General features: G+C 72.0%; 23 protein-coding genes. 9 read left to right on the plus strand and 14 right to left on the minus strand.

Translation table 11 applies throughout. The features are described 5' to 3' along the window. The first annotated feature begins 8 nt into the window (after nt 1-8). Nucleotides 9-329 (plus strand): ArsR/SmtB family transcription factor, encoded by a 321-nt coding sequence (locus ACH4XV_RS41310; protein WP_395798557.1) that lies wholly within the window; start codon nt 9-11, stop codon nt 327-329. 103 nt (nt 330-432) lie between these two features. Here ACH4XV_RS41310 and ACH4XV_RS41315 read toward each other — a convergent pair whose 3' ends face one another. The 4 genes from ACH4XV_RS41315 to ACH4XV_RS41330 all read right to left on the minus strand — a co-directional run bounded on the left by ACH4XV_RS41315 (nt 433) and on the right by ACH4XV_RS41330 (nt 6,066). Continuing rightward, a complete protein-coding gene (locus ACH4XV_RS41315) occupies nt 433-2,049 on the minus strand; it encodes an NPCBM/NEW2 domain-containing protein (RefSeq protein WP_395798671.1) in 1,617 nt (538 codons plus the stop codon). Nucleotides 2,050-2,300: 251 nt separating this feature from the next. Next, the gene (locus ACH4XV_RS41320; RefSeq protein ID WP_395798559.1) at nt 2,301-3,344 is read right to left on the minus strand and encodes an ABC transporter permease; all 1,044 of its coding nucleotides are present in this window, start codon (nt 3,342-3,344) and stop codon (nt 2,301-2,303) included. Then, nucleotides 3,341-4,888 carry a sugar ABC transporter ATP-binding protein gene (locus ACH4XV_RS41325; protein ID WP_395798561.1) on the minus strand — a complete coding sequence of 516 codons (1,548 nt, stop codon included), beginning with the start codon at nt 4,886-4,888 and terminating at the stop codon, nt 3,341-3,343. The genes ACH4XV_RS41320 and ACH4XV_RS41325 overlap by 4 nt, the downstream gene beginning before the upstream one ends. Before the next feature lie 116 nt (nt 4,889-5,004). After that, nucleotides 5,005-6,066: a substrate-binding domain-containing protein gene (locus ACH4XV_RS41330; protein WP_395798563.1), complete on the minus strand. Its 1,062-nt coding sequence runs from the start codon at nt 6,064-6,066 to the stop codon at nt 5,005-5,007. Between the two features lie 326 nt (nt 6,067-6,392). On the opposite strand from ACH4XV_RS41330, the gene ACH4XV_RS41335 reads away from it, so the two are divergent. The 3 genes from ACH4XV_RS41335 (at nt 6,393) to ACH4XV_RS41345 (ending at nt 9,434) form a co-directional block, all read left to right on the plus strand. Beyond that, nucleotides 6,393-7,184: a DeoR/GlpR family DNA-binding transcription regulator gene (locus ACH4XV_RS41335; protein WP_395798565.1), complete on the plus strand. Its 792-nt coding sequence runs from the start codon at nt 6,393-6,395 to the stop codon at nt 7,182-7,184. A gap of 304 nt (nt 7,185-7,488) precedes the next feature. Then, nucleotides 7,489-8,199 (plus strand): FadR/GntR family transcriptional regulator, encoded by a 711-nt coding sequence (locus ACH4XV_RS41340; RefSeq protein WP_395798567.1) that lies wholly within the window; start codon nt 7,489-7,491, stop codon nt 8,197-8,199. A gap of 71 nt (nt 8,200-8,270) precedes the next feature. Next, nucleotides 8,271-9,434 carry a CynX/NimT family MFS transporter gene (locus ACH4XV_RS41345; RefSeq protein ID WP_395798569.1) on the plus strand — a complete coding sequence of 388 codons (1,164 nt, stop codon included), beginning with the start codon at nt 8,271-8,273 and terminating at the stop codon, nt 9,432-9,434. A 53-nt stretch (nt 9,435-9,487) separates the two neighbouring features. On the opposite strand, the gene ACH4XV_RS41350 is transcribed toward ACH4XV_RS41345, so the two are convergent. The 3 genes from ACH4XV_RS41350 to ACH4XV_RS41360 form a co-directional block, all read right to left on the minus strand. Next, the gene (locus ACH4XV_RS41350) at nt 9,488-9,856 is read right to left on the minus strand and encodes a MarR family winged helix-turn-helix transcriptional regulator (protein WP_395798571.1); all 369 of its coding nucleotides are present in this window, start codon (nt 9,854-9,856) and stop codon (nt 9,488-9,490) included. Between the two features lie 199 nt (nt 9,857-10,055). Next, the gene (locus tag ACH4XV_RS41355; protein WP_395798573.1) at nt 10,056-10,802 is read right to left on the minus strand and encodes a hypothetical protein; all 747 of its coding nucleotides are present in this window, start codon (nt 10,800-10,802) and stop codon (nt 10,056-10,058) included. Beyond that, nucleotides 10,799-11,461 (minus strand): hypothetical protein, encoded by a 663-nt coding sequence (locus ACH4XV_RS41360; RefSeq protein ID WP_395798575.1) that lies wholly within the window; start codon nt 11,459-11,461, stop codon nt 10,799-10,801. The genes ACH4XV_RS41355 and ACH4XV_RS41360 overlap by 4 nt, the downstream gene beginning before the upstream one ends. A 243-nt stretch (nt 11,462-11,704) precedes the next feature. Between ACH4XV_RS41360 and ACH4XV_RS41365 the strand changes: the two genes are divergently transcribed. The 4 genes from ACH4XV_RS41365 (at nt 11,705) to ACH4XV_RS41380 (ending at nt 15,603) form a co-directional block, all read left to right on the plus strand. Further along, nucleotides 11,705-12,973 (plus strand): glycosyltransferase, encoded by a 1,269-nt coding sequence (locus tag ACH4XV_RS41365; RefSeq protein WP_395798577.1) that lies wholly within the window; start codon nt 11,705-11,707, stop codon nt 12,971-12,973. 102 nt (nt 12,974-13,075) lie between these two features. Then, nucleotides 13,076-13,909, plus strand: a complete 834-nt coding sequence (locus ACH4XV_RS41370) for an arylamine N-acetyltransferase (protein WP_395798579.1) — start codon at nt 13,076-13,078, stop codon at nt 13,907-13,909. Between the two features lie 104 nt (nt 13,910-14,013). Next, a complete protein-coding gene (locus ACH4XV_RS41375; RefSeq protein ID WP_126637880.1) occupies nt 14,014-14,340 on the plus strand; it encodes a hypothetical protein in 327 nt (108 codons plus the stop codon). 45 nt (nt 14,341-14,385) lie between these two features. Beyond that, nucleotides 14,386-15,603 carry a DUF6745 domain-containing protein gene (locus ACH4XV_RS41380; RefSeq protein WP_395798581.1) on the plus strand — a complete coding sequence of 406 codons (1,218 nt, stop codon included), beginning with the start codon at nt 14,386-14,388 and terminating at the stop codon, nt 15,601-15,603. A 28-nt stretch (nt 15,604-15,631) separates the two neighbouring features. On the opposite strand, the gene ACH4XV_RS41385 is transcribed toward ACH4XV_RS41380, so the two are convergent. The 7 genes from ACH4XV_RS41385 to ACH4XV_RS41415 form a co-directional block, all read right to left on the minus strand. Continuing rightward, nucleotides 15,632-16,588, minus strand: coding sequence for an STM4011 family radical SAM protein (locus ACH4XV_RS41385; protein ID WP_395798583.1), 957 nt, complete (start codon nt 16,586-16,588; stop codon nt 15,632-15,634). Beyond that, nucleotides 16,585-17,928: an STM4012 family radical SAM protein gene (locus tag ACH4XV_RS41390; protein ID WP_395798585.1), complete on the minus strand. Its 1,344-nt coding sequence runs from the start codon at nt 17,926-17,928 to the stop codon at nt 16,585-16,587. Before ACH4XV_RS41390 ends, ACH4XV_RS41385 begins: the two co-directional genes overlap by 4 nt. A 133-nt stretch (nt 17,929-18,061) precedes the next feature. Beyond that, nucleotides 18,062-18,871 (minus strand): STM4013/SEN3800 family hydrolase, encoded by an 810-nt coding sequence (locus ACH4XV_RS41395; protein ID WP_395798587.1) that lies wholly within the window; start codon nt 18,869-18,871, stop codon nt 18,062-18,064. Nucleotides 18,872-18,927: 56 nt separating this feature from the next. Further along, entirely contained in the window at nt 18,928-20,091 is a 1,164-nt protein-coding gene (locus ACH4XV_RS41400; RefSeq protein WP_395798589.1) for an STM4014 family protein, read from the minus strand. A 22-nt stretch (nt 20,092-20,113) separates the two neighbouring features. Next, on the minus strand, nt 20,114-21,091 hold the full coding sequence (locus ACH4XV_RS41405) for an STM4015 family protein (RefSeq protein ID WP_395798591.1): 978 nt from the start codon (nt 21,089-21,091) through the stop codon (nt 20,114-20,116). Between the two features lie 88 nt (nt 21,092-21,179). Further along, nucleotides 21,180-22,163, minus strand: coding sequence for an STM4015 family protein (locus ACH4XV_RS41410; protein ID WP_395798593.1), 984 nt, complete (start codon nt 22,161-22,163; stop codon nt 21,180-21,182). Between the two features lie 42 nt (nt 22,164-22,205). Further along, nucleotides 22,206-23,819 carry a PucR family transcriptional regulator gene (locus ACH4XV_RS41415; protein ID WP_395798595.1) on the minus strand — a complete coding sequence of 538 codons (1,614 nt, stop codon included), beginning with the start codon at nt 23,817-23,819 and terminating at the stop codon, nt 22,206-22,208. A gap of 298 nt (nt 23,820-24,117) precedes the next feature. Between ACH4XV_RS41415 and ACH4XV_RS41420 the strand changes: the two genes are divergently transcribed. Next, nucleotides 24,118-25,233: a serine hydrolase domain-containing protein gene (locus ACH4XV_RS41420; RefSeq protein WP_395798597.1), complete on the plus strand. Its 1,116-nt coding sequence runs from the start codon at nt 24,118-24,120 to the stop codon at nt 25,231-25,233. Nucleotides 25,234-25,293: the final 60 nt, after the last annotated feature.

Here is a 25,293-nt window from a genome sequence, read left to right on the forward strand (position 1 = left end):
GAGGCGGCATGACGGAACGCGAACCGTTCCATCCCTCGATCGAGCAACTACGGCTCGGCGACGTACTGGGGGCCCTGGCGGATCCGGTCCGACTGCGCCTGGTCGAGTTGTACGCCGACGACGTCGAACACTCGTGCGCGGAATGGCCCGAGGAACTGCGTGGCCTGCACAAGTCGACCGTGTCGCATCACCAGAAGACGCTGCGCGAGATGGGCGTGGTCCGGGTACGGATCGCCGGCCGCAACCGCTATCTGACGCTGCGCCGAGACGAGTTGGACGCCCGCTTCCCCGGTCTGCTCGACGCGATCCTCGCCAACACCGGCGCCTGAGCGGCCGGGAGGAGGTCGTCGAGAGCCGGCCCGGGGCGGCTCGCCGGTCGCCGTTGCGACCGTGAGCCTGGTGTGGTGCCCGGGCCGGCCCTGTCGGAAGGGGTCAGACGCAGGTGAGCCTCGGTGCCGCCCAGTCGGCGTGGTCGTGGTCGATGCCGTTGCCGCCGTCGGTGACGGCGAGGGTCAGTGTTCGGCCTCCGGTCAGGTCGGCGGTGAGTGTTTTGGCCCCGTCCGACGTCGTCATCACACCGCTGTCCGCGACCTTCGTCTCGTCCCGGTAGATCAGGAAGGCGACCGCCCCGGTCGAGGTGCTTTCGTCGTCGACGCCGACGTCCACGGTCAGGCCGGTGCAGCGGGCGCCGAGGTGGTAGGTGAGGGTGCCGACGGCGTGTGCGCCGAGGCCCTTGGCATAGACGGTGCCGTCGATGGTCAGCGCCCGGCCGTCGCCGGCCGCCCGTTCACCGTTGCTGCGGTCCTTCTCCACCGGCCCCCAGCCGTTGAGCATGCCCGTCCAGGGGAGGTCGGACAGGTGGGAGGTGCCGGCGGGCGGAAGTGGGGCCGGGCCGGGGGTGATCCGGTAGGCGACCGTGCCGTGGGCGGGTACGGAGGCGCCGAACGTGCCGGTGGTGTTCGTGGAAGCGACCTTGGTCCACAGGTCCTTCAGCCGGTACGGCCCGCGGTTGGCTATGCCCAGCGCGTCCGCGGTGGTGGAGATCGTGGCGGTACTCCCCGTCTCGTTGGTCAGCGAGACGGCCCGGTCGCCGTCGGCCAACTCCTTGACCATGACCACCAGGCCGGAGTTGTTCGCGACCACGGTGCCCTGCCTGCCCAGGGGGTCCTGGTCGACGGCGATCACGTCGGCATTGGAGAGGATCGAGAGGGTTTCCGCGCTCGCCTTGCGCAGATCGGTCCCGATCAGCAGGGGCGCGGACATCATCGACCAGAGGGTGAAGTGGGTGCGGTACTCGGTCGCGGTCATGCCGCCGTTGCCGACTTCCAGCATGTCCGGGTCGTTCCAGTGACCGGGGCCGGCGTACGGGGCGAGCGGCTGGTTGCGGTGGGCGATGCCGATCATCGAGGACCAGTTGTCCGAGATGTCGCCCGTGGTGCGCCACAGGTGGGCGATCGGAGCGGCCCACTCCCAGACCTTGTTCTGACCCCAGTCGCAGATGGAGTAGACGATCGGCCGGCCGGTGGCGCGCAGGGCGTCGGCCATGTCGGTGTAGCGCTTTCTCGCGTCCACGCCCTGGTTGTTGCAGTTGTCGTACTTGAGGTAGTCGACGCCGAAGGAGGCGAACAGGTTCGCGTCCTGGCGCTCGTGGTCGAGACCGCCGGGGAATCCGGCGGTGTTGCAGGTCTTGGTGCCGGCGCTGCTGTAGATGCCGAACTTGAGGCCCTTGCCGTGTACGTAGTCCGCGACGGCCTTGATGCCGTGCGGGAAGCGCACCGGGTCGGCGACCAGGTTGCCCGCCGCGTCCCGGGCGGGCAGAGCCCAGCAGTCGTCGAGGTTGACGTATTGGTAGCCGGCGGCCTTGAGTCCCTTGGACACGAACAGGTCGGCGATGCCCTTGACCATCGCCTCGTCGAACTCGGCCCGGCAGTGGGTCGAGTTCCAGTTGTTGAATCCCATCGGGGGGACGACGGCCCGGCCGTCGGGCGCGGCGGCGGCCGACGGGGCGGCGACGACGGATACGCCGGCCAGTGCGGCCGTGCCCACCATCGGGGCCGGCAGTGGCAGTGCGGCGAGAATGGCCGCGAGGCGGCGAATGAGGGTGGTTCGTACCTTGTGCACGGACGGCTCCAGTGCTCGGGGATTCGAGAGAGCGCAGGTGCGGAATGGTGCGTTGGTACGTGCGGATTCGTGCGGATCCTGCGGTCGTGCGGTCGTGCGGTCGTGCGGTCGTGCGGTCGAGCGGCCGGGCCGAGGGCGCCGAGTGAACGGCGCAACTCCTCGACGCCGTGCGGGAGTTTTTACGTCGGCAGCCCCACCGCCCGTTCCCCGTTGCGGCGTTGTTGAATGACGACGGCGACGACCAGGAGGGCGCCCTGCGCGACGTTCTGCCAGAACGAGTTGACGCCGACGACGTTGAGGCCGTTCTCCAGCGCGCCGAGGAGGAAGACGGCCAGGAGTGTGCCGCCGACGCCGCCCTTGCCACCCTTGAGGGCGCAACCGCCCAGCGCGGCCCCCGTGATGGCCTTGAGCTCCAGGCCCTCACTGCCGGAGGTGGGCTGGCCGGATCCGGTGCGCGCGGTCAGGATGACACCGGCGATCGCCGCGACGACGCCGACGAGGGCGTACACGGACACCAGATACTTGTTGATGTTGATGCCCGCGAGGCGCGCGGCGGTGTCGTTGCCGCCGATCGCGTAGATGTTGCGGCCGATGTCGGTGTACTTGAGCAGGACGTGCACGGCGACGGCGACCACCGCCAACGTCCAGATTTGGACGGACAGTCCGAGGATCTTGCCGCGCGCGACGAAGATGAAGAAGTCGTCGCCGAGCACGTAGCCCTGGGCCCGGCCGCCCGCGAGGAGTTGGGCGACACCCTTGTACGCGGCGAGGGTGGCGAGGGTGGCGATGACGGGGTTGACCCGGCCGTACACGATGACGACGCCGTTGACCACGCCCGCCGCGATGCCGACCCCGATCGCGGCGAGGATGCCGAGGGTGGCGTTGCCGTCGGTGGAGGTGAAGGCCATCGCGCTGACGACGGAGGCGATGCCGGCCTGCGAGCCGACGGAGATGTCGAGCGCGCCGCAGATGATGACCACGGTCTGGACCACGGCGAGCAGACCGGTGACCGCGACCGTGTCGCCGATGACGGTCATGTTGGCCCGGGTGAGGTAGCCGTCGTCGAGCCAGGCGAACGTGCCGACGACGACGATGAGCGCGCCGATGAGGCTGGTGTTCTGCGCGCCGACTGCGCCGGCGACCCGGCGGGGCAGCGCGCGGGCGTGGGCGCCGCCGGCGGACGTGGCGGGCATCGGCGGTGGCGCGTCGGTCGTGGTGGTCATGTCGGGTTCCCCTGGGTCGGTTCGGCGAGGTCGAATGCCATGGCGAGGGCGAGGACGGCCTCCTCGTCGGCGTCGGCGCGGTCGAGTTCGCCGGTGATCCTGCCGTTCTGCATCACGACGATGCGGTCCGCGAGGCCGAGTACCTCGGGCAGTTCGGAGGAGATGACGAGGATGGCGACGCCGGCCGCGGCCAACTCGTCGATCAGGCGGTAGATTTCGGCCTTGGCGCCGATGTCGATGCCGCGGGTGGGCTCGTCCAGGATCAGGATCTCGGGCCGGCGGGCGAGCCGGCGGGCGAGTACGACCTTCTGCTGGTTGCCGCCGGACAGTTTGCGCACCTCGTGGTCGAGGGACGGGGTGCGTATGTCGAGGCGGTCGACGAACTCCCGGGCGAGGCGTCGTTCGCGGCGCGCGCCGACGAAGCGGAAGCGGCGCAGCCGGTCGAGGACCGCGACGCCGATGTTGTAGCGGACCGAGCCGGTCAGGAACAGTGCCTGCGCCTTGCGCTCCTCGGGCGCGTAGCCGATGCCCGCGCGCACGGCGTCGCGGGGCGTGCGCAGGCGCAGCGGTCGGCCGTCGACGCGTACCTCGCCGGAGCGGATCGGCACGTCGCCGACCAGCGCGGCGGCGAGTTCGGATCGACCGGCACCGACCAGCCCGGCCAGGGCGACGACTTCGCCCTCGCGGACGTCGAGGTGTACGTGCGAGACGTCGTCGGTGCTGACATCGCGCACCTCCAGGACGACCCGGTCGCGCGCGCTGCGGTTGCGCGCGAACAGCGCCGACAGGTCGCGTCCGACCATCAGGCGTACCACCTCGCCCTCGTCGGTGCGTCCGGCGTCGCGGATGCCGGCCAGCTCGCCGTCGCGCAGGACCGCGACGCGGTCGGCGAGGCGAAAGATCTCCTGCATGCGGTGCGAGACGTAGACGATGGCCAGCCCCCGGTCGCGCAGGCGCCGAATGAGGCCGAAGAGCGTTTCCACCTCGTGTTCGGACAGCGACGAGGTCGGCTCGTCGAAGGCCAGCACGGCGGCCTCGGTGGTGAGGGCGCGCAGGATCTCGACGAGTTGGCGCTGCGCGGGGGACAGCCGCGAGCCGAGGGTCTCGGGGGCGATGGCGTGCGCGAATCCCAGGCGTTCGAGGTCGGAGCGCATACGGCGGTACAGGGTGGCGCGGTCGAGGAGGCGGCCCGGTTTGCGGGGCAGCGCGCCGATGTAGACGTTCTCCGCGACGCTCACGTGCGGGACGATCTCGGGTTCCTGGGGGATGACGCGGATGCCGTGCCGGCGGGCGTCGGCGGGGCTGTGCAGTACGCGGGGGGTGCCGGCGACGAGGATCCGGCCGCGGCCGGGTCGATGGTCGCCGTTGATGACTTTGATGAGGGTGGACTTGCCGGCGCCGTTCTCCCCCATGAGCGCGGTGACGGTGCCGCGGGGGAAGTCCAGCGTGATGCCGCGCAGGGCGTGGACTCCGGCGAAGTCCTTGTGGATGTCCTCGACGGCGAGCGCTGGGCCCGGGAGGTCGGGGGATGGGTTCTTCGTCATGGCTGGACCTCGAGGGCGTCTCGGAAGGTCGCGGCGGCCCGTGGTGGACGCCGGGTCGCCGCGACCCGGTCAGGGGCGACGGCGGGCGGGTCGGCGCGGTCGCACGTCGGGCCCGCTCACGTGCACTTGAGACCGGACTGTTGCCAGTCGGCGGGGTCGACCATCTTCGTCGTCGCGAACGCCTCGGCGGGGAAGGGCTTTCCGTTTTTGAGCCGATCGACCATGGTCTGTACGGCGAGGCCGCCGACCTCGTAGCCGTTGATGAACAGCGCGGCCTTCATCCCGCTCGGCTTGCCGGAACCCCAGTCCTTGCACGCCAGATAGCCACCCAGTCCCACGCCGATCACGTCGGCGGTGCCGTAGCCGCCGTTCTGCAGCGCGGTGACCGCGCCGGCGACGTTCTCGTCGTTGCAGCCCCACACGATCCAGTGCTTCACCGAGCGGTTGCCGCTCATCGTGGCGGCCGTCTTGTTCTGCGCGTCGGGCGGGGTGTTGTCGGTGCCGACCTTGAGCACCTTGACGTCCGCGCCGGTCGCCTGCTTGAAGGCTTCGCGGGCGGCGTCGACCCGGTCGGTGCACACGGTCACGTCCTGCTTCCAGGCGGCGATGATCGCGGTGTCGGCGGGATGCCAGCCCGACTTCTTGAACTCGTCGGCGGCGCGCCCGCCCACCTGGGTGCCCATCTGGGGGCCGCTGAAGCCCACGCGCGGGACGAGTTTGTCCTTGGCGCACCTGGTCGGGTCGGGGCCGGTGAGGCAGATCTGGTCGTCGGACGCGAGCAGGGGCGCGCCGCCCTTGCCGGCGATGTCGACGACCTGCGGTCCCACGGCGGGGTCGGGCACGACGATCACGACGCCGTTGTATTTCTGGGCAATTGCCGCCTGGACCTCGCTGACGGCCTTGTTGGTGTCGTTGCCGAGGTTGACGACCTTGAGATCGACGCCGAGTTCCTTGGCCTTGGCGCGGGCGCCGTCCGCTTCGTCGACGAAGTACTGCTGGTCGCCCTGCTTTTGCAGATAAGCGATCTTGATTGTGCCGGATAACGAAGCCGGCGGGCCCGAAGGCGAGCCGGAGCCGGCGTTGTCGTCCTTGCCGGACGAACATGCGGTGAGCGCCGCGGCGAATACGAACGCCGCCACCGTCGCGGCCGCCCGCCGGGTGCGTCTGCGGTGCGTCATGATCAGCCCCTGTGAAGGTCGGCGGCCTGCGAGGACCGCGGAGGAGTGCGGTGACCTGCGGAAGAGCGGGAAGTGCTGGTAATGGAAACGTCGATCTTGAAATCGAACACGGTATGCGCCGTATTCACTCGTAACGCGACTCACATATCTAGCAGTTCAAACATTAACCAACAAGCCCCGATTTGGTAAAACTCCCGCCGCGCGCGCTCCTCACGTGCGGGAATGGTCGTGCGCACGCGAGTATTTCCCGATGCCGAAGTCGGGTGCGATAAACGAACACTGCTATGTTGGAAATTGTTGGATATCCAGGGGCGGGAGGATCGGGGATGCTGGCACGGCAGCGACAAAACACGATCTTGGAGATGATCGCCGATCAGGGATCCGTCCGGGTCGCCACGCTGGTGCGGAAATTCGGCGTCTCGGACATGACGATTCGACGCGACCTCGAAGTGCTGGCCGGGCAGGGACTGATCGCCAAGGTGCACGGCGGCGCCACCTCGCGGGACGGCAGCTCGACCGAGGAACCGGGATTCGTCCGCAAGTCCGGACTCCAGGCCGCGGAGAAGGAGGCGATCGCCCGCCGCGCCGCCGCGATGGTCGCGCCCAACAGCGCCATCGCGCTGTCCGCGGGGACGACGACCTGGACCCTGGCCCGGCAACTCGTCGACGTCCCCGGACTGACCGTGGTCACCAACTCGATTCCGGTCGCGGACGTCTTCCACCAATCGGGCCGCTCCGACCAGACCGTGGTGATCGTCGGTGGCGTGCGTACCCCCTCGGACGCGCTGGTGGGCCCCGTCGCGGTCGCGGCCCTGCGTAGCCTCAACGTCGACATGCTCATGCTGGGTGTACACGGCATCAGCCCGCGTGTCGGATTCACCACGCCCAACCTCCTGGAGGCGGAGACGAATCACGCCCTCGTCCGCGCGGCCCGCCGCCTGGTCGTGGTCGCCGACCACACCAAGTGGGGCCTGATCGGGATCAGTACGATCGCTCAACTCGGCGACGCCGACACGCTGATCACGGACACGGGGGTGCCCCAGGAGGCGCGCGAGCAACTGGGCGAGCACATCGAGGACCTCGTCGTGGTCGACCCGGTCCAGCCCGCCTCCTCCTGACGGGCCATCACGCGCGCGCTGCCCTATGCGGGGTCGGTGCGCGGCGCCGGTGGCGCGGCCGGGTGCTGCGCCGGGAGCAGGGCGATGCCCGACCTGAGCCGCACGGCGCCCGGCAGACCCAGGCCGCAGCGGCGACTGGCGACGACCACCGGCACGCGGCCCGTTGCGACACCCGGGAGCACTTCGCCCATCCTCCGAGGCCGACGAACTCGAAGAGCGACTGGCCTCGACCGCCTGGGGCGGGCGCCCGGGTCGCGATATATGCGATGTTCAAATGTCTGACGTTTGTATGTATGCTCTTTCCATGAAGCGCATCAGCACACCGCGGCGGTCCGCGAGCCTGGCCTCGCAGCTCGTGGACAGCCTTCGTTCGCACATCGAGGCGGGGGGATGGCCCGTGGGCACCCGAATCCCGCCGGAGCAGGCCCTCATGGAGGAGCTGGGGGTCGGCCGCAGCACGTTGCGGGAGGCGCTCGGCGCGCTCGTGCACCTGGGCCTGCTGGAAGCCCGGGTCGGGGACGGCACCTACGTCCGTGCGTCGAGTGAGCTCCAGTCGGTCATGGTGCGGCGGGCCGGTTCCGCGCAGCGGGACAACGTGCTCGAACTGCGCACCGTCCTGGAGGAGTACGCCTCGGGAGCCGCCGCGCTGCGCCGCACCGAGGAGCAACTGAGCCAACTCAGGGAGCTGTTGGCCGACGCCGACGCGGCCTGCGCCGGGGCGGACGTGACCGCGGCCGGGAACATCGACGCGCTGTTCCATCGGGCCGTTGTCCGGGCGAGCGGAAACGACCTGCTGATCGAGGTGTACGACCATCTCGGTACGGCCCTCACCGCCCACCTCGGCGGCCTGTCCTGGGACGCCGCCCGCGCCGAGAAGCACGCGGGACTGCATCGGCGGCTCGTCGACGCGATCGAGGCCCGGGACGAGAGCGGCGCGCGTGACGCGGCGACGGCGATCGTCGGGCTCACCCGCGACCACGAGACCGAGGTGTCCCGGACGGCGGAGGCGGAGTGAACCCGCAATCGTCGACGACCCGCCCCCTCACCCCCTCCACGTCGCCGGCCCCCGACCGGACCCTGCCCGCCGTGTCGATCGGGCTCGTCGTCGCGATCTGCCTCGTGGCGGCGAACCTGCGCACGAGTCTCACCGGCGTCGGCACCCTGCTGCCCGCGATCGAACACGGCAGCGGCCTGACCGCGAGCTGGGGCGGCCTGCTGAGCACCCTCCCGCTGCTGACCTTCGCCGCGACATCGCCGCTGGTGGCCCGGGCCTCGCACCGCTTCGGCAGCGCGCGCCTACTGGTGGCCGCCCTCGCCGCGCTGACCGTCGGCACCGTGGTCCGCTCGCTGCCCTCGGTGATCTGCCTGTTCGCCGGCACCGTGATCCTGTCCGCGGCCATCGCGTTCGGCAATGTGCTGTTGCCCGCGTTGATCAGGCGCAGCGTGCCCCCGCACCGCATTCAGGGCGTCAGCGCCCTCTACATCACGGTCATGGGCGTCACGGCCGCGGTCTCCTCCGGGATCTCCGCGCCGCTTTCGCACACCCTGCCGGGTTCCTGGCACACTGCTTTGGCCTGGGGCCTCGCGTTCAGCGTCGCGGCGTTCTTCGTCTGGCTGCCCCGGGTGCGGGGCGACAGGCCGCAGACCGGCGGCGGCGTGACCCGCAGTCCGGTCCCATGGCGGTCGCGACTCGCCTGGCAGGTCAGCATGTTCATGGGCCTGCAGTCCCTGGCCTTCTACACCGCCGTCGCCTGGCTGCCCAGCATCTTGATCCACCACGGCACCAGCAGCACCACGGCCGGATGGATGCTCTTCTACTACCAGCTGATGTCGCTGGCCTCCGGCAGTCTCCTGCCCCTGTTCACCCGGGGCCGGCGTGACCAACGCCGGACCGCGGCCGGGGGGTCGATCATGGTGGCCGCCGGCTTCGTGGTGCTGCTGTCCGCCCCCGCGCTGTCCGTCGTCGCGTGCACCCTGCTCGGCCTGGGCGGCGGCGTGTGCCTCGTCCTCGCGCTGACCTTTCAGAGCCAACGTGCCGGCAGCGCCGGCGAGGTCGCCGCGCTGGCGGGCATGGCGCAGTCGATCGGCTACCTGGTGGCCGCGTCGGGGCCGCTCCTCCTGGGCATCCTGCACGACGCCACGAACAGTTGGACCCTGCCGCTCGTGGTCCTGGTCGTGCTCTGCGTCGCGATGGCGGGTGCCGGGTACGGCGCCGGCCGGGATCGCCAAGTGCGGTATTCCGCTCCTTGACGGAGTGCGCGTGCGCGTCGGACGCGGCGCGCACTCCCCGGCCGGGGGAGTGATCACCCTCCTTCGAGTTCCGCGCGCACGGTGGCGGCGATGCGGGTGAGCGCGGCGCCGAGGTGGCGGCGTTGGGCGGTGCCGAGGGGATCGAACACGAGCCGCTTCACCTGTGCGTACCGGCCGTCGCCGGGGTCGGGCCGGCGGACGACCCAGTCGCGGGCCTCGAAGCGGTCCATCGCCTTCGACAGGCGGGGTTGCGTGCTGTCGCAGTCCCGGGCCGGGTCGCTGAGCCGCATCGTGACCTCGTCGGCCATGGACAGCCGGGCGAGCACGCCGTACTCGAAGTTGGAGATACCCGCGTCTCGTTGCAGCTGCCGATCGAGGGCCGCCGGGAGTGCGATCACGACCGTGAGCAGGGCCTGCCACACGTCCTGCTGGTCCTCGTCGAGCCATGGTGACTGGGTTGCCGAGCACCCGATCCCCGGCCCCGGGCAGGTGCGGGTGCGGGTCGCGGACGCCGGTGCCGGGCGGCTGCCGGGGAAGACGGTTGTGATCGTTCCCTGATCCGGGTCGAGGTGGCCCGACGTGATCCGACGTGCCCTGACCCGGCCTGTGTGGAGCGGGGTGTCAGCCCAGTTGGGTGTAGCGGGTCAGGGCCGTGCGGAAGGAGGTCGGGTGTACGGCCAGCGGGTCGGTGTAGGGGTTGCGCAGTTGTAGGACGAGCAGGACGGCGAAGGCGATGATCGCGCCGACGAAGGCCAGCGCGGTCGTGTGGCGGCGATCCGCGGTCGGGCCGACCAGGGCCGGGAAGACGATCGCGAAGACGCCGGTGACGATCATCGCGACCGGGAGCACGATCGGGGTGATCGAGGACGGGTCGGCGAGGCGGGCGTGGCGTTTGACGTACAGGTCGGCCACCGCCGCCTCGGTGTCGGCGGTCCGGTCGTGCGCCGTGACGGCGAGGGCGGCGACGCGGGAGGCGATCAGGTCGAGTTGGCGCCATGCGCGCGCGGTGTCGTGCCCGTCGGCCAGTGCCGGCCACTCCTGGTCGATCACCGTGTGGGTGTAGTCGCGCAGTCCGGCGCGCACGGCCTCGCGATCGGAGGGCGGGAGGGCGCCGGCCGCCGCGTAGGTCTTGGTCAGCACCCGGGCCTCGTCGCTCGCGTGTTGGCGGACCGTGGCCTGGAGGTCCCACGCGCCGACGATCTGAAAGCTCGTCAGGAGCACGAAGGAGGACAACACGGCGCCGCCGCAGAAGGACAACAGTTGACCGTCGGTTCCGCTCGCCCTCGTCTTCTCGCCGCGGCTCAGGAGCACGAGGGCTCCCGCCGCGACGCCGGCGCCGAGCAGCGCGGCGAGGATCCACAGGATCACGGGCGCGCTCCGCGTCGGCTCGGGCCCGGCAGCAGCGCGGCGAGGGCGGCGGGGAGGATCGATACGACGAGGGCCCGGGCGAACCCGTCGGCGAAGCCCGAGGGTGCGGCGTCGTCGTCGGGCGGCGCGGCGGCGAGTCGCGCGGGCCGGGACGCGGGTGGTGGTTCGGCGGAGGGCGCCCGGGTGTTCGGCGGCTCCGGGGTGGGGGCCGCCTCGACGGGGGCACGGGCGGGGGCGTTGGCGCCGGCGGGCGTGACGGGAGGCGGCGCTCCGGTCCGGATCGGTGCGGCCGGGGCCCGCTCGGCCGACGGTGGGTGGGCGCTCGGTGGCCGGGACGGCGGGGACGGCCTGGATGTGGGCGGCGGTGTGGCCGGCCGGCTCGGGCATCCGCATCCGGGTCGTACGGTCACCGCGACGTCGTCACCGATCCGGACCGAGGTCACCACCCCCGGCTGGTACACCACGTGCACCCGGCCGGCGTGTACCTCCGTGCGCGTCGTGCCCGGCCGAGTCCCGTCGGGCGGCCGGTCGTCGGCCGACACGGTCACCGCGACCGCGTCATCGGCCGACGCCTCGAACGCCGCACCACTCGCGACCAGGACCGGCACACAGACGCACACCACCAGCAGATACCGAGCCGCACATCGAGGGTTGCCCATGGCATCAGAGTGACGACGCCACCCCGACTCACTACGACAAACCCCATCGAAACCCCACTTTCGAGTGACATGCCGCGAAGGCCCGCCCCCTACCTACGCCCCACCTCGCCCGAAACCGGCCGACCGCATCGCCGTCACGACCCTCCGCAGGGGCGAAACGGGTCTGCTTTTAGGGGACTTGCCTTGTGGGTGAGGGGTGGGTCGGGGTTTGGGTGGGTGGAGGGGGCGGAGGATAGTGTCGCTATGCGTGTTGCTCTCATGACGTCGGGTTCCCAGGGTGATGTCGCTCCGTTCACCGGGCTGGGGGCCGGGCTTCTTGCCGCCGGGCACAAGGTGACCCTTGTGACGCACGGGCGGTTCGAGCCGTTGGTGGCGGATACGGGGATGCGGTTCCGTGCGTTGCCGATCGATCCGCAGGAGCAGATGCACTCGGAGCGGGGCCGGGCGCTGCATCGCAGCAACACCGGTGCGGGGAAGCTGATTCGGGTGCTCGCGCTGGCCCGTTCGTTGGCGTGCGAGATGGCCGATGGCCTGGTCGAGGCCGCGCAGGGGCACGACGTGATCGTGGCGTCGGCGTCGCTGGCGCCGGCGGCGTGCACGATCGCCCTGGGGTTGGGAGTGCCGTGCGCGGGGGCCTATCTGCAACCGCTGCACCCCACGCGGGAGTTCGCGCCGGCGATGGTGTCGGAACGCTCCTTGGGCGGGGTGGGCAATCGGCTGGCCGCGCATGCCGTCGACGTTGCTCTCGACCGGGTCTACACCGATGTGACCCGCGACCTCCGCAAACGCCTGGGACTGCCGGCGGTCGGCCCGACCACGGCGCGCCGGGCACGGGAGCGTCGAGGCTGGTCGGTGGTGTACGGGTACAGCCCGATCGTCGTGCCGCGGCCCGCGGACTGGCGTCCGGGGTTGGATCCGGTCGGGTATTGGTGGCCCTACGACGCGCGCGAACTGCCGTCGACCGTCGAGGATTTCCTCCGGGCCGGTCCGCCGCCGGTGTTCGTCGGCCTGGGCAGCGCCACCGTTCCCGATCCCGGACGGGTCGGCGAGCAGGTGGTACGCGCGCTGCGCGCCGCGGGTCTGCGCGGGATCGTGCAGCGGGGGTGGGCCGATCTCGGCGCCACGGGCGACGACATGCTCACCATCGACGACGTCCCCCACCACCTGCTGTTCCCCCGCGTGGCCGCGGTCGTCCACCACGCCGGGGCCGGCACCGCCGCCGCCGGGCTGCGTGCGGGCGTGCCGAGCGTACCCGTGCCGATCCAGCTCGACGGCGCCTTCTGGAGCGATCGACTCGTGCGACTCGGTGTCGCACCGGGCGCGGTGCCGCTGCGCCGGCTCTCCGCGGACGGCCTGCGGGCGGCCCTCGTCGAGGCCACGGGCCGGCCGCGCTACCGCGACCGCGCCGGCGCGATCGCCGCGCGGCTCGCCGTGGAGGACTCCATCGCACCCGTCGACGCGCTGGTGGGCCGGCTCGCGGGTGGCGGGGGCGGGGAGAGTCGTCGCGGTTGACGGCGACCGGTCGTCGTCCCGGATCCCCTCCCGACCGACGCCACCAGGCGTACCCGCGGGCCCGCCGGGGCGCCGCCGGCCGGCACTGGTTGACTTGGGCCCGTGAGTACCGACATGTGGCAGGTGGACGATCTCGACCTCGGCGGCTATCTCGGGCGGCTCGGGCTTGCGGCGAGGGCGCCGGGGCGGGAGGCGTTGGACGAGTTGCACGAGGCGCACGTCCGTACGTTCACGTTCGACGACATCGACGTGTTCCTCGGGCAGCCCGGCGGGGTGGATCTGGCGGCCGTGCAGGAGAAGTTCGTGGGCCGGGGGCGGGGCGGCTACTGCTTCGAGCACTCGACGCTCTTCGCGGCCGCGCTGGAGCGGCTGGGCTACCACGTGATCCGCCGGCTCGGGCGGGTCGGCGATCCGGCCGACGGCAGTCTGCAGGGCCGGACCCACATGGTCGTCGAGGTCACCCTGGACGGACAACGGCTGCTGTGCGATCCGGGGTTCGGGATGAGCGTGTTGCGCCCGATGCCGGTGGCGCACGGCGCGCAGGACGACCACCTCGGTTGGCGCTACCGCGTGGACCGCGAGGACGAGGTGTGGCGGATGCGCCGTTGGCGCGACGGCGGCTGGCAGATGATGCACTCCGTCGACGAACTGCTCGTGCTGCCGGTCGACGTCGAGATCGCCCACTACTACACGAGCACCCATCCGACGTCGCACTTCAAGCGCACCTTGATGATCACCCGCCACCTGCCCGACCGGCACGTCACCGTCACCCACGCAGCGCTCACGGTGCGCCGCACCGACGCGCCCACCGAGCACCGCCCGCTCCGCGACGGCGAACTCGCGGACTGGCTGCGCGTCCTGGAGGTCCCGCTCACACCGGACGAGGAGCAACGCCTGCTCACCCGCGCCGCCGAGGAAGCCGCCGCGCAGGTGTGAGCCGCCCGGGCGGCGTTCGGCGTCGCGTGGCTTGTCGGTTGGGGCGCGTAGCGTTCGGGGTGTCGGGGGTGCGCCTCGAATTCGCGGAGCCGTGAGGGGAATCCATGTATCGCCAGGGTGACATTCTGCTGCTTCCCGTCGACGAGGGCGCGGTGCCCGTCGGGGTGACCGGGTTGCCGGCCAAGCCGCGCGACGGGCGCGGTCGGATCGTGCTCGCGCTGGGTGAGGTCACCGGGCACGCACACGCCGTGGTGGGGGCCGGCACGTTGTTCCTCGACCCGGAGCCGACCACCATCGGCCACCTCAAGCTCGACGCGCCGACCCGGCTCGTGCACGAGGAGCACGCGACGATCTCGCTGCCCAAGGGCTGGTACAAGGTGGTCCGCCAGCGCGAATACATCCCGGGCGCCGTCCGCATCATCGCGGACTGACCCGCCGCCCCGACCGCCGACCCGCCACTTCCCCGGGAGTCTTCCGTGACCGCCGCCCCGACCGTCTTCCCGCAGCTCACGCTCGCGCACCGGGCGACCCTCGCCGAGTCCGCCGACGGGTGGGCCGAGGTCGCCGCGGCCGCGCGGCCCGCCGATCGGGACGCCGCCGAGCGCGGCATCCGGGCCGCCTACCGGGCCGCCGGGCTGGCCGAACCCGGCAAGATCCTGTGGTACGACTCTCCGCTCGCCGCCGCCGTGGCCGCGACCGTGGTGTCCGGCGCGTTCAAGCCGCAGGAACTGGCCGCGCTGCGGCTGCCCGTGCGCGCCCCCATGGCGTCGCGCGCCGGGGCGAGCGTGCGCGACCGGATCCGGTCGGCGAGTTGGGAGCGCGCCCGATTTGACGCGGTCGCGCTGCTCGGCCACACCGGTTGGGCGCAGGCGTGGGGCGAGATCGCCGAACGCCTGTGGGACCCGACCACGAGCCTGTCCGCGCGCATCCGCGACGGCATCGAGGAGGCCGTGCTGTCCGCGACCGGCACCGACCGCGGCCCGGCCCGGCGGGGCACGGTCACCCCGACGGCGCCCGTGGCCCGGGAGGCCCGCGCCGCGACGCTCGACGCGCTCGGCGGGCAGCACGACGCCGCCTGGCTCGCCGCGTTCGACGGCCTGCGGCGGTGCTTCCCGCGACTGGACGACTCCCCGTCGGCGGCCGCGCTGGACGCGGTCGCCGAGGTCGCGCGGTCCGCGGGCTGGTGGTGGCCGTACGAGAACGTCGTCCTGGTCGCCGAACGCCCCACCGTGCTGCACCGCGACGAGTCCGCGCGCCTGCACAACGGCGAGGGCGCCGCGCTGGCCTTCCCCGACGGCTTCGCGTTGCACGCGTGGCGCGGCATGCCCGTGCCGGCCGACTTCGTGACCACCCTCGGCCCGGCCGGCAGCGCGCTGAACGCCCAGCGGATCCGCGACGAGGACAACGCCGAACTCCGCCGTGTGATGCTGGAGATCTACGGCTACGACCGCTACCTCGCCGAGGTGGGCGCCCGCCCGCTGCACCGCGACGACACCGGCGTGTTGTGGCGCATCGAACTGCCCGGCGACGAGCCGATCGTGATGGTCGAGGTGCTCAACTCCACGCCCGAGCCCGACGGTTCGATCCGCGTCTACTGGCTGCGCGTGCCGCCGACCACGCGCACCGCCCGCGCCGGCGTCGCCTGGACCTTCGGCCTGACCGAACAGCAATACCGCCCGGCCCGGGAGACCTGAGCCGCCGACGCGGCGACAGGCAGCGGAATCAAGCGGTTTCCGCTCCGGCACCGGTCGGGAGTCGGGTCGCGTCGCCGTGGGGGCGCGGCCCGGTGCCGTACCCCGCCGGAATGCGCTCCAGGATCCCGCCCGCGAAGACGTCGTACAGCGGCAGCGCGTCCATGTGGACGTAGCCGATGTGGCAGTCGCACAGCGCGCGCGGGCACGGACGGCGCCCCAGGGCCGCGCGGAACGAGCCGTCGTAGAGGTTGCCCAGCACCTCGGGGACGAAGTGGCAACGACGCACCGCGCCGTCGCCGTCGACGCTGACCACCGTGTCCCCGGTCCGGCACGCCGCGCCCGCCGAGACGTGGGCGTGCCGGCTGAAGCCGAAGTGCGGGTCGAGGTCGGTCCACGCCTCGGCCTCGGCGTCGGTGTACGTGCGGCCCTCGGCGGCGTTCACCCACAGGTACACCTCGGCCGGCAGGTCGCCGCGCAACCTCCGGGCGGCGGCCAGGTGTTCGGGCAGCCCGACGATCCCGACGGCGAAGCGCACGCCGCGCGCGCGGAGTTCGCGGCAACGACCGAGGAAGCGCTCGTACGGGACCTGGTCCGGGTGGTACGTCCCCCACAGCGCCAACCGCCGCAGGTCCGCCGCCTCGGTCCACGACGGCCGGGCGCCCAGGTTGGTCTGCACGGCGACGCGGTCGACGTTCGGCAGGTGGGACAACTCGGCCAGGGTACGCCGGTACCAGGGCCGGACCAGTGCCTCGCCCCACGGCGTGAACAACACCGAGATCCGCTCCGGGGCCGCCGCGATCCAGCCCGCGAAGCGCGCCAACGCCTCGCGGTCGGCCAGGAGTTCCGCACGCGAGTCGCGGCGTTTGGCGAACGGGCAGTAGCCGCAGTCGTAGTCGCAGGAGGCGAGCGGCCCGCGATACAGGATCGTCAACGGCCGTGCGGCTTCCCGGGCCGAGGCGAGGGAGAGCGACAGCGGCACGCTCACCGCGCCCGATACCCGTCCATGAGCGCCGCCGTGGCCGAGGAGAACAGCGCCGGGCCGATGGCGTCGGACCAGGCGAGGCCGTCCTCGGTGAGCACGACGCGCTCGGCGTCGACGCTCAACAGGCCGCCATCCGCGAGGGGTTCCAGCTCCCGGGCGAAGTCCGCGACCGCGTCGGAGGCGAACCGGGCGCGATACTCGGCGACGTCCAGGCCGTCGGCCTGGAGCAGCGAGGTCAGCAGGTACCTGCGTCGTTGCTCGGCCGCGTCGAGGCGGTAGCCGAACCGGGCCCGGGAGAAGGCGTCCCGGTCCAGGGCCACGTACTCGTCGATGATGCCGCGGACCTCGCCCACGTTCACCGCGTAGTCGAACGAATAGTGCAGCTCGCTCGTGTACGACCTGGCCCCGCAGCCAAGCCCCACCATCCCGTCGCGCTGGCACCGGTATCCGGTGTCCACGTCGGCCGGAGCACCGGCACGGCGGAACATCCGCATCGACACCTGCTCGTATCCGGTCGCGCGCAGGTGATCGCGGCCCGCGCGATAGAGCGCGAGCCGGTCGTCGTCCCAGTCGGCGCGCGAGACGGCGCGTCGGCCCAGGCCGGTGAGCGGGCGCACGTACAGCGGGTACAGGTAGATCTCCTCGGGCCGCCAGGCGAGCGCCGCGTCGAGGGAGGCGAGCCAACTGGCGTGCGTCTGGCCGTCGATGCCGTAGATCAGGTCGATGTTCAGCGTCGGGAAGGCCGCCTCGCGGATCGCGGTGAGCGCCGCCTCGACCTCGGCACGCTTCTGCGGCCGCCCGGCGGCCCGTGCCTCCGCGTCGAGGAACGACTGCACGCCGATGCTCACCCGGGTCGTGCCGTGCGCGGCCAGGACCGCGAGCCGGTCGGGCGTCGCGGTCGCCGGCGAGGTCTCCACGGACAGCGGCATGGATCCGAACTCGGCGCCCATCACCTCGGCGGCGATGCGGAACATCCGGGTCAGCTCGGCGGCTTCCAGGTAGGTCGGCGTGCCGCCGCCGATCGCCCCGACGGCGAAGCGCGCGTCGGGCACGGCCTCGCGTACCGCGTGCGCCTGCCGCTCCAAGGCGTCCAGGTAGCGCGCCACCAACTCCTGCGGCGCGCCGGTGCGGGTGAACAGGTTGCAGAACCCGCAGCGCATCTCGCAGAACGGTATGTGCAGGTACAGGAACAGCGCGGACAGGTCCTGTCCCGCCCAGACCTCGCGCAGCGCGGGCGCGGGTTCGAGCGGCCGATAGGCGGTCTTGTGCGGGTACGAGTAGACGTATCCGGTGTACGGGGACCCGACGGCCACGGACGGGGCCTCGGCGGCGGTCGGGGCCATGGACGGATACCTCCGGACGTACGACGGGTGGTGCGGCGAACTCCGCGAGCCTAGGCGGCGGGCCCGACACGGTGGGCACCCGGGCCCGGCACCGCCGCCGGCCGGGCCCGTTCCGGTCCGCCCGGGATCGTGTTCACCACTCGCCGGGGGTCAGGGTGAAGTGGGCGTACGGCACCGTCCACACCACCTCGTGGCCGAGCCGATGGCCGGTGTAGCCGTCCTCGCCGTAGGCCGTGCCGTGGTCGGAGGTGACGATCGCGAAACACGGACGGCGGCTGCTCATCGCCCGGAACAGCCGGCCGATGTGCCGGTCCACGTACTCCAGTGCCGCGGCGTGCGTCTCCCGGGTGTCGCCGTCGGCCGGGTCGGCGCCCGCCAGGTGGAACCAGTTCGGCTGGTGCAGCGCCGAGACGTTGAGCAGCAGGAACAACCTCCGGTCGGGGTCCAGCGCGCCGACCACCCGCTCGGCGCACGCGACCTGGGCCTCGAACGAGGTGGGCGAGGCGACGCCGAGTTCCGGATCCCAGTGGCTCTCCGCGAACATGCCGGGCAACACCGAGCCGAGCGCGCCCCGCTTGTTGAAGAACCCGACGCCGCCGATACAGGCCGTGTGGTAGCCCGCCGCGGCCAGCGCGGTCGGCAGGTCCGCGTCGTCGAAGACCCACGTGTGCGACGCGGTCGACTCGCTCCCGCCGAACCGGGCGGCGAACAACCGCGGATGCGGACCCTGACCCACCGGCGTCGGCAGGAAGCCGGCGAGGAAGGCGGTATGCGCGGCGAACGTGAAGCTCCCCGGCGTATGCCGGCGCTCCCATCGGCCGTCCGGGAGCACCCGCGCCAGGTTGGGCAGGCGCCCCGCCGCCACGAGTTCGGCGGCGACGTCGTAGCGCAGCGTGTCCAGGGTCACCATCAGCAGGTCGTGCCGGCCGACGACGGCGTTCATGTCCACAGGCGCGGACCGGCTGCCCCGGCTCCCGGGTTCGGGTGATGGTGGTGTCGTCATCTCGGGCACGGAACTCGATCCTCGTCTCGTGGCGCCGCCCCGGTGGATCCGGCCGGCCGCCAACCCGCCACCAGGGCGTGGACCTGCTCCCCCCACGTGTCCCGACCCTGATGCAGCACACCCGGCAGCAGGTCCCCGAACGCGTTGACCTCGCCCACGGCGTGCCGGCGCCGGTCCACCGCGAACAGCAGGTCGACGCCGACGTGCAGCGTACGGGGGAAACACCCGGCCGCCCGGACGCAGGTCGCCATCGCCCGCGCCCACGCGTCCTCCCCGACCGCGCCACGCACCGCCGCGACGTCGCCGCGCGCGTTGCCCAGGTGCAGGTTCGTCATCGGCGACCGGCTCGACCGGGCCACGACGTGCGTGGCCCGCCCCGCGACGACCAGGACGCGCAGGTCGGTCGCGCGCCCGTCCAGGGTCAGCTTCGGCAACCACGCCTCGACGTGCAGGCCGCCCGCGTCGCAGTCCGCGCCGAGCGCGTCCACGAGCGCCGCGACATCGGCCTCATCGCGGTATCTGCTGATCCGCAGCGAGTTGTACAGGGCGACGCCGCCCGCCTCGCGCACGAGTTCGACGGACGTCGTCGCCTGGACACGACTCGTCCCGTGCGTCTCCAGGGCCACCACGCCGGACGCCGACGACCCGTGCGGCGGCTTGACGAACACCCGAGGGCAGCGCGCGTCGGCCATCCGCCGCCGCAGATCGGCGTACGAGCGCACCGGCTCCGCCCCGGGCCCGGTCAGCGCGCGCGGCAGCGCAACGCCGCGCGCCGCCAACACCGCGTGTGCCCGGCGCTTGTCGAACATCACCGCGATCTCGCCGGCGTCGTTCACCGACCACGCCCCGGGCGAGGCCGCCACGGCGGCCTCGATCCGCCCGAGCGCGGCGACGAGCGCGGCATGCCGGGTGCTGCCGCCCTCGACCCGGAACGGGTCGGCGGGCGCGCCGCTCAGCAACGTGTGCACGTCCGCGTCCTCGCCCGGCGAGTCGATTCGCACCGGCCCGGCGGGGAAGGCGAGCGGCTCCCGGGTGAGGACGTCGCGCCAGGCGACCACTCGCGGCTCGGGCAGCCCCGCGGCCTCGGCCGCCGCGGCGAACCCGGCCACGCGGCGGTGGCCGGGATTGCCCACGACGGTGACGGCAGGACGTTCGCTCACGCCGCCACTCCCGCGCGGCGGGTCATTCGGAGACCTCGACGTAGCGACCCGAGCCCCAGTCCCGCAGCTCCTCGGCGCGAGTGATGTCGACGGTGACCCCGTGCGGGCCAAGCGTCTCGCGCAGGCGCGCGGCCATCGTGTCGGACACGAAGTGGTGGTTGATGCGCAGCGTCTTCAGGTGGGTGAGCGGCTGACCCGCGAGCAGCGCCTCGACGCCCTCGTCGCCCAGGGTCCCCATCGACAGGTCGAGGGATTCCAGACGGGCGGTCAGCGGCGCGGCGGCCACGGCCGCGGCCACGGCGTCCTGGATCTCACTGTTCATCAGGCCGAGCCGGCGCAGCGCCGGGACGCGTACGCCGGACAACAACTCCGCGAGGTCGTCGACGGTCGCGGTGCCGTCGTACTGGTTGATGCCCAGCCAGAGCTCCAGGTTCTCCAGCGCCGGGAGGTCGCAGAGGCCGATGGCGCCGACGAGGCGTGCGGACAGGCCGCCGCTCTCGAACCGCAGGGCACGCAGCGCGTCGTGCCGCAGCGGCTCCAGCGCCGGCGCGACATCCGGGTTGCCGTCGAAGGCGCCGCCCCGCACGATGAGTTCTTCGAGCCGCGGGTATGCGTGCAGCACCGGGGTGAGGGTGCCGATGTTCATCCACGAGATCTCGGACTCCTCCTGGACGACGTCGCCGAGGAACAGGTGACGCAGGTTCGGAAACCGGTCCGCGTGCTCCACCAGGAGCCCGAGCGCGGGACTCTCGGCGGACAGGTCGTCCGTCCAGCACCCACACAGCAGCGCGGTGACCCGGGTGGTGTCCACGGTGTCGAGGAAGTACCGGAAGTGCTTCTCGAATTCGGCCTCCTCGTGTTCCCACGGGTCCACCCGGATTCGCCAGGCGACCGCGCCCGGCGCGTCGCCCGGCGTGATCGACGTCGCGGTGGAGTCGCGGGGCCGGAGGTCGGCGACGGGGAGGCCGCCGAAGTGCGAGGTGAACTCGTAGAGTGACATGTGCTGTTCCTGGTTTCCGGGCGGGTTCGGACGGCCGGGCGGCGGAGTGCCTTCGGCCGGAGGGCGGTGTGCGGGGTGTGCGGGTTGCCTACTCGGCGACGGCGATGTAGCGCCAGGTCTCCTCGCCGTCTTCGTCGGGCTGCTGCGGGTCGCCGAGGTCGAGCCTGAGGCCGGGTGTCGCGAGGGTCGCGGTAAGTCGCTCCTGCATGGCGGGGGTGATGAAGTGGTGGCTGAGGTCCAGCACCCGCAGGTGTCCGAGGGGCTGGCCGAGGAGCAGCGCCTCGGCGCCCTCGTTGCCCAACGCGCCCATGGACAGGTCGAGTTCGGTAAGCCGCCCGAGGACGGGGGACGCCGAGACCGCCGCCGCGACCTCGTCCTGGATCTCGCTGTTCATCAGGCCCAGCCGGGTGAGCGCGGGTAGGCCGCCGGCGCGCAGGATGCCCTCGATGTCGCGGACGGTCGCGTCGCCGCCGTACTCGTCGGTGCCCAACCACAACTCCAGCGTGCGCAGCGCCGGGAAGGTGCTCGCGCCGACCGCGCGCACCACGCGCGCGGGGAGCCCGCCGGTGCGGAACTCCAGATGCCGCAGGTTCTCGTGCCGCACGGGCTCCAGCACGAGGTCCTGGCCGCCCTGGACAATCAGCGTCTCCAGCCGGGGAAACGCCTCGAACAGCGGCGTGATGTCGGACTGGAGGATCCACGAGATCTCGTTCTCCTCCTGCGCGATGTCGCCGAAGTAGAGGTGGCGCAGCGCGGGGAGCCGGTCGGCGGCGTCGACGAGCGAGCGCACCGCCTCCTTCGAGCTCTCGCCCGGCTCCCACATGCCGACCAGCAGGGCGGTGACCCGCGGGGTGTCGACGGTGTCGAGGAAACGCGCGACGTGCTCGGCGAACGTCTCCGTGCTCCGATACCCCTCGATCCGCAACCGCCACGCCGCGTCGGCCGCCGCGGGCAGCGGCCTCGCGTTCCTCGCCGCAGCGTTCTCGGCCCGCGTGGCCTTGGGGTTCGCCGGCGGGTGGAGCTCGGCTATGGGCAGTCCGGCGAACCGCTCGTCGCCGTCGTAGTTCGACATGGGCCATGCCTACCAGAGCCCGGTGACCACGGGGCGGGGGGTCTACCAGTCGAGCCTGCCGCCGAGGCGCAAGCGCAGCCACAACACCAGGCGTTCGTCCGGGTCGGCGAGATCGAATCCGAAGATCTCCGTGGCCCGGGACAGCCGGTAGCGGATCGTGTTCGGGTGTACGGACAGCAGCTGCGAGGCGGCGGCGACATCGCCGTCGGCGTCCAGGTAGGCGAGGATGGTCGACGCGTAGGTGGTGCCGTGTTCGAGGTCGTGGGCGCGGATCGCCGGTCCGAGCCTGCGGGGGACCACCTCGTGCGTGGCCAGCATCGCGGCCAGCGCGGACAGTGTCGCGCCGGCCCACATCTCGTCGATCGAGGCCACCTGGCACGGCTCCGGCTCACCCGGCCGCTCGGACAGCGCCCGCAGCACCAGATCCGCGTCGGCGCGCGAACTCTCGATCGAGCGCAATTCCTGGACGAGCGCGCCGAGTCCGGCCCGCACGGGCACCCGCAGCGCGCTGTGCGCCCGCCGTGCGATGTAGGCGACGAGTTCGCGGTGCGCGTTCGGCGACGGTTCGCTCGGGAGCAGCGCGTATACCGTTCCGTCGATCAACGCGCAGCCGTGCCTGCCGTAGCGCGCCTCGCAGTGCAGGCTGACCAGGTCCGCCAGCCGGGTGGCCGCGTGTGCGGTGAGCGCGTCCTCGGTGTCGACCGAGGCTACGGCGAACGCGGCCATGGCGACGGGCAGGTTCGGGTCCAGACCCAGCTGTGGGGCCACCGCCGTGACACTGCTCGGGTCGGCCAGCAGCCGTCGCAGCAGGTCGGCGTACCTGCGCCGGACGGCGGATTCGGTGGTGCGGGCCGCGAGCAGGTGCAGCGCGACGTTGTCCGCCACATCGGACAGGGCCTGTTCGGCGACGGAGTCCAGGTGTTCGCCGGCGTCGACGACCCAGATCGACCCCAGTACCTCGCTGCCCACGCGCACGGCCACGCCGAGCCGGGGAAGTCCGCCGGGAACGGCGGGGAATCGGCAGGTGCGCCCGAGCCGGGTGAGCACCCGGTACTGCTCGTCGTAGTCCGGGCCGTCGGGCACCTGGAGGCCGAGGATGCCCTGCCGGCGGCCCTCGTCGACGGCCTGGCCGGGCAGGGTCGAGTAGGCGAGGATGCGCCGGTGCGGATCCTCGATCACGGTGGCTCCGCCGACCATCCCGGCGATCGCGTTGGCCAGCGCGAACAGGTCGCCGAAGGCGGGGGCGCCGGCGGCCTGCCCGAAGCGCACGGTGGGGGTGAGGGCCGAGGAGATCATGGCGTCCAGGTGGTGCCAGGCCACCGCCTCGTTGGCGGCCAGGAGCACGATGCCGGCCTGCCGGGCGGCCTCCACCAACGCGGTGACCGGCTCGCCGAAGCTCTTCACCACCACGCACGTGTACCCGGCCTGGGCCGCCGAGCCGATCAGGTCCATCGTCCGCGCCTCGTCCATTCCCACGCCGACGGCGAGCAGGATCGCGTCGGTGACGGCGGGGAGGGGGAGCGGGGCGCGTCGTTCGAGGATGAGTACGCCCGAGACCGGGACCGGTTTTTCCGGCGGTTCGGTCAACGGCCGCAACAGTGACGATCCCAATACCTCCAGGACCTGTCCGAGATCGGGAACCCCGGTACCGAGCATTCTCACCTCTTTGGCCGGACACACAAAGCATTCGGGGAATCTCTGGACCGGCGTCACATGCCCCCGGCCGATCCGGGCGCCACGCTTTCCGCATGCACAATTCGGCGGGCTTGCGGCGGGCACTTCCGGTGACCGTACCTGCTGTGACCCCATGGAGCGCAACCGACCGCAGCCGGCCGTGACGAGCCGAATGCCGCAGGTGACCGTCGACCGTTTGCCCGCTCGCCGATATCGAAATCCGTATCCGTCGGGCGTTATCGATTACGGCACACGTATAAGTGCTGCAGAAGGAGACATTGTGCGATACAGGACGAGTGCGGTCGTGGCCCTGGCGTGTGCGGCGTCTTTGTTGACGGTGCCGGCGCGGGCGGGCGCGGCGCCGCAGTGTGACACCACGCCCATCCGGACGGCGATGAAGGCACTGGAAGGTGTCGGCGCCACGGGGATGAGCGTGACGGTGAAGAGCCCGAACTGTGGGGTCCGAACGGGCGGTGTCGGTGTCGCCGATCGCGGAACGGGCCGCAAGGTCGTCGGCGACGAGCACAGCCGCATCGGCAGCGACACCAAGACCTGGACGGCCACGGTCGTGCTGCAACTCGTCGGGGAGGGCCGGATCGCCCTCGACGACACCGTGGACGACTACCTGCCGGGGCTGATCCGCACCAGGCTCTACGACGGGCGCACCATCACGATCCGACAGCTTCTGCAGCACACCAGCGGCCTGCCCGACTACCTGGACGCGCCGTTCTGGGAGGACGAGGACGCGCACCGCTGGGATCACATCGAGCCCCTGCGAACGGTCCGGCAGGCGCTCGCCCTGCCCAGGCCCGAGCGCGCGCCGTCGGGCTTCGCCTACTCCAACACGAATTACAACCTGGTCGGTCTGATCGTCAAGGAGGTCACGGGCCGCACCATCGCCACCGAGATCGAGGAGCGGATCATCGAACCGCTCGGACTGTGCGAGACCTCATGGGCCGGCGATCGCACCACGCTGCCCAAGCCGGAGTTGCGCGGCTACGCGCAGCGGGGCAAGACCCTGGTGGACCGGACCGAGTGGAACACCTCGGAGGCCGACGCGTCGGGCGCGCTGATCTCCGACGGCGCGGACACCACCGCCTTTTGGACCGCGCTGTTGACCGGGAAGCTGCTGGCCCCGGCGCAACTCGCGGAGCTCAAGCGCACGGTCGCGGAGGACGTCGCGAACGAGCGCTACGGGCTGGGCGTCGAGCGCCACGAGCCCTACCCGGGCTTCGTGTTGTGGGGACACAGCGGCAGCATGTCGAGTGGCCACAAGTTCCGCAACGCCGTCACCGACGACGGCCGACGGGCGGTGACGCTGCTGATCGGTTCGGAGTCGTTCGACTCGGACCGGGTGGACGCCATCATGAGCAAGCTCCTGCGCGACCTGCGCTGACGCGCGACATCGCCGCGGCGGAGCCGGTTTCGGCTCCGCCGCGACGACGCGTGTCGGGTG

It is taken from the genome of Embleya sp. NPDC020630, from assembly GCF_044334985.1.
Lineage (GTDB): Bacteria > Actinomycetota > Actinomycetes > Streptomycetales > Streptomycetaceae > Embleya.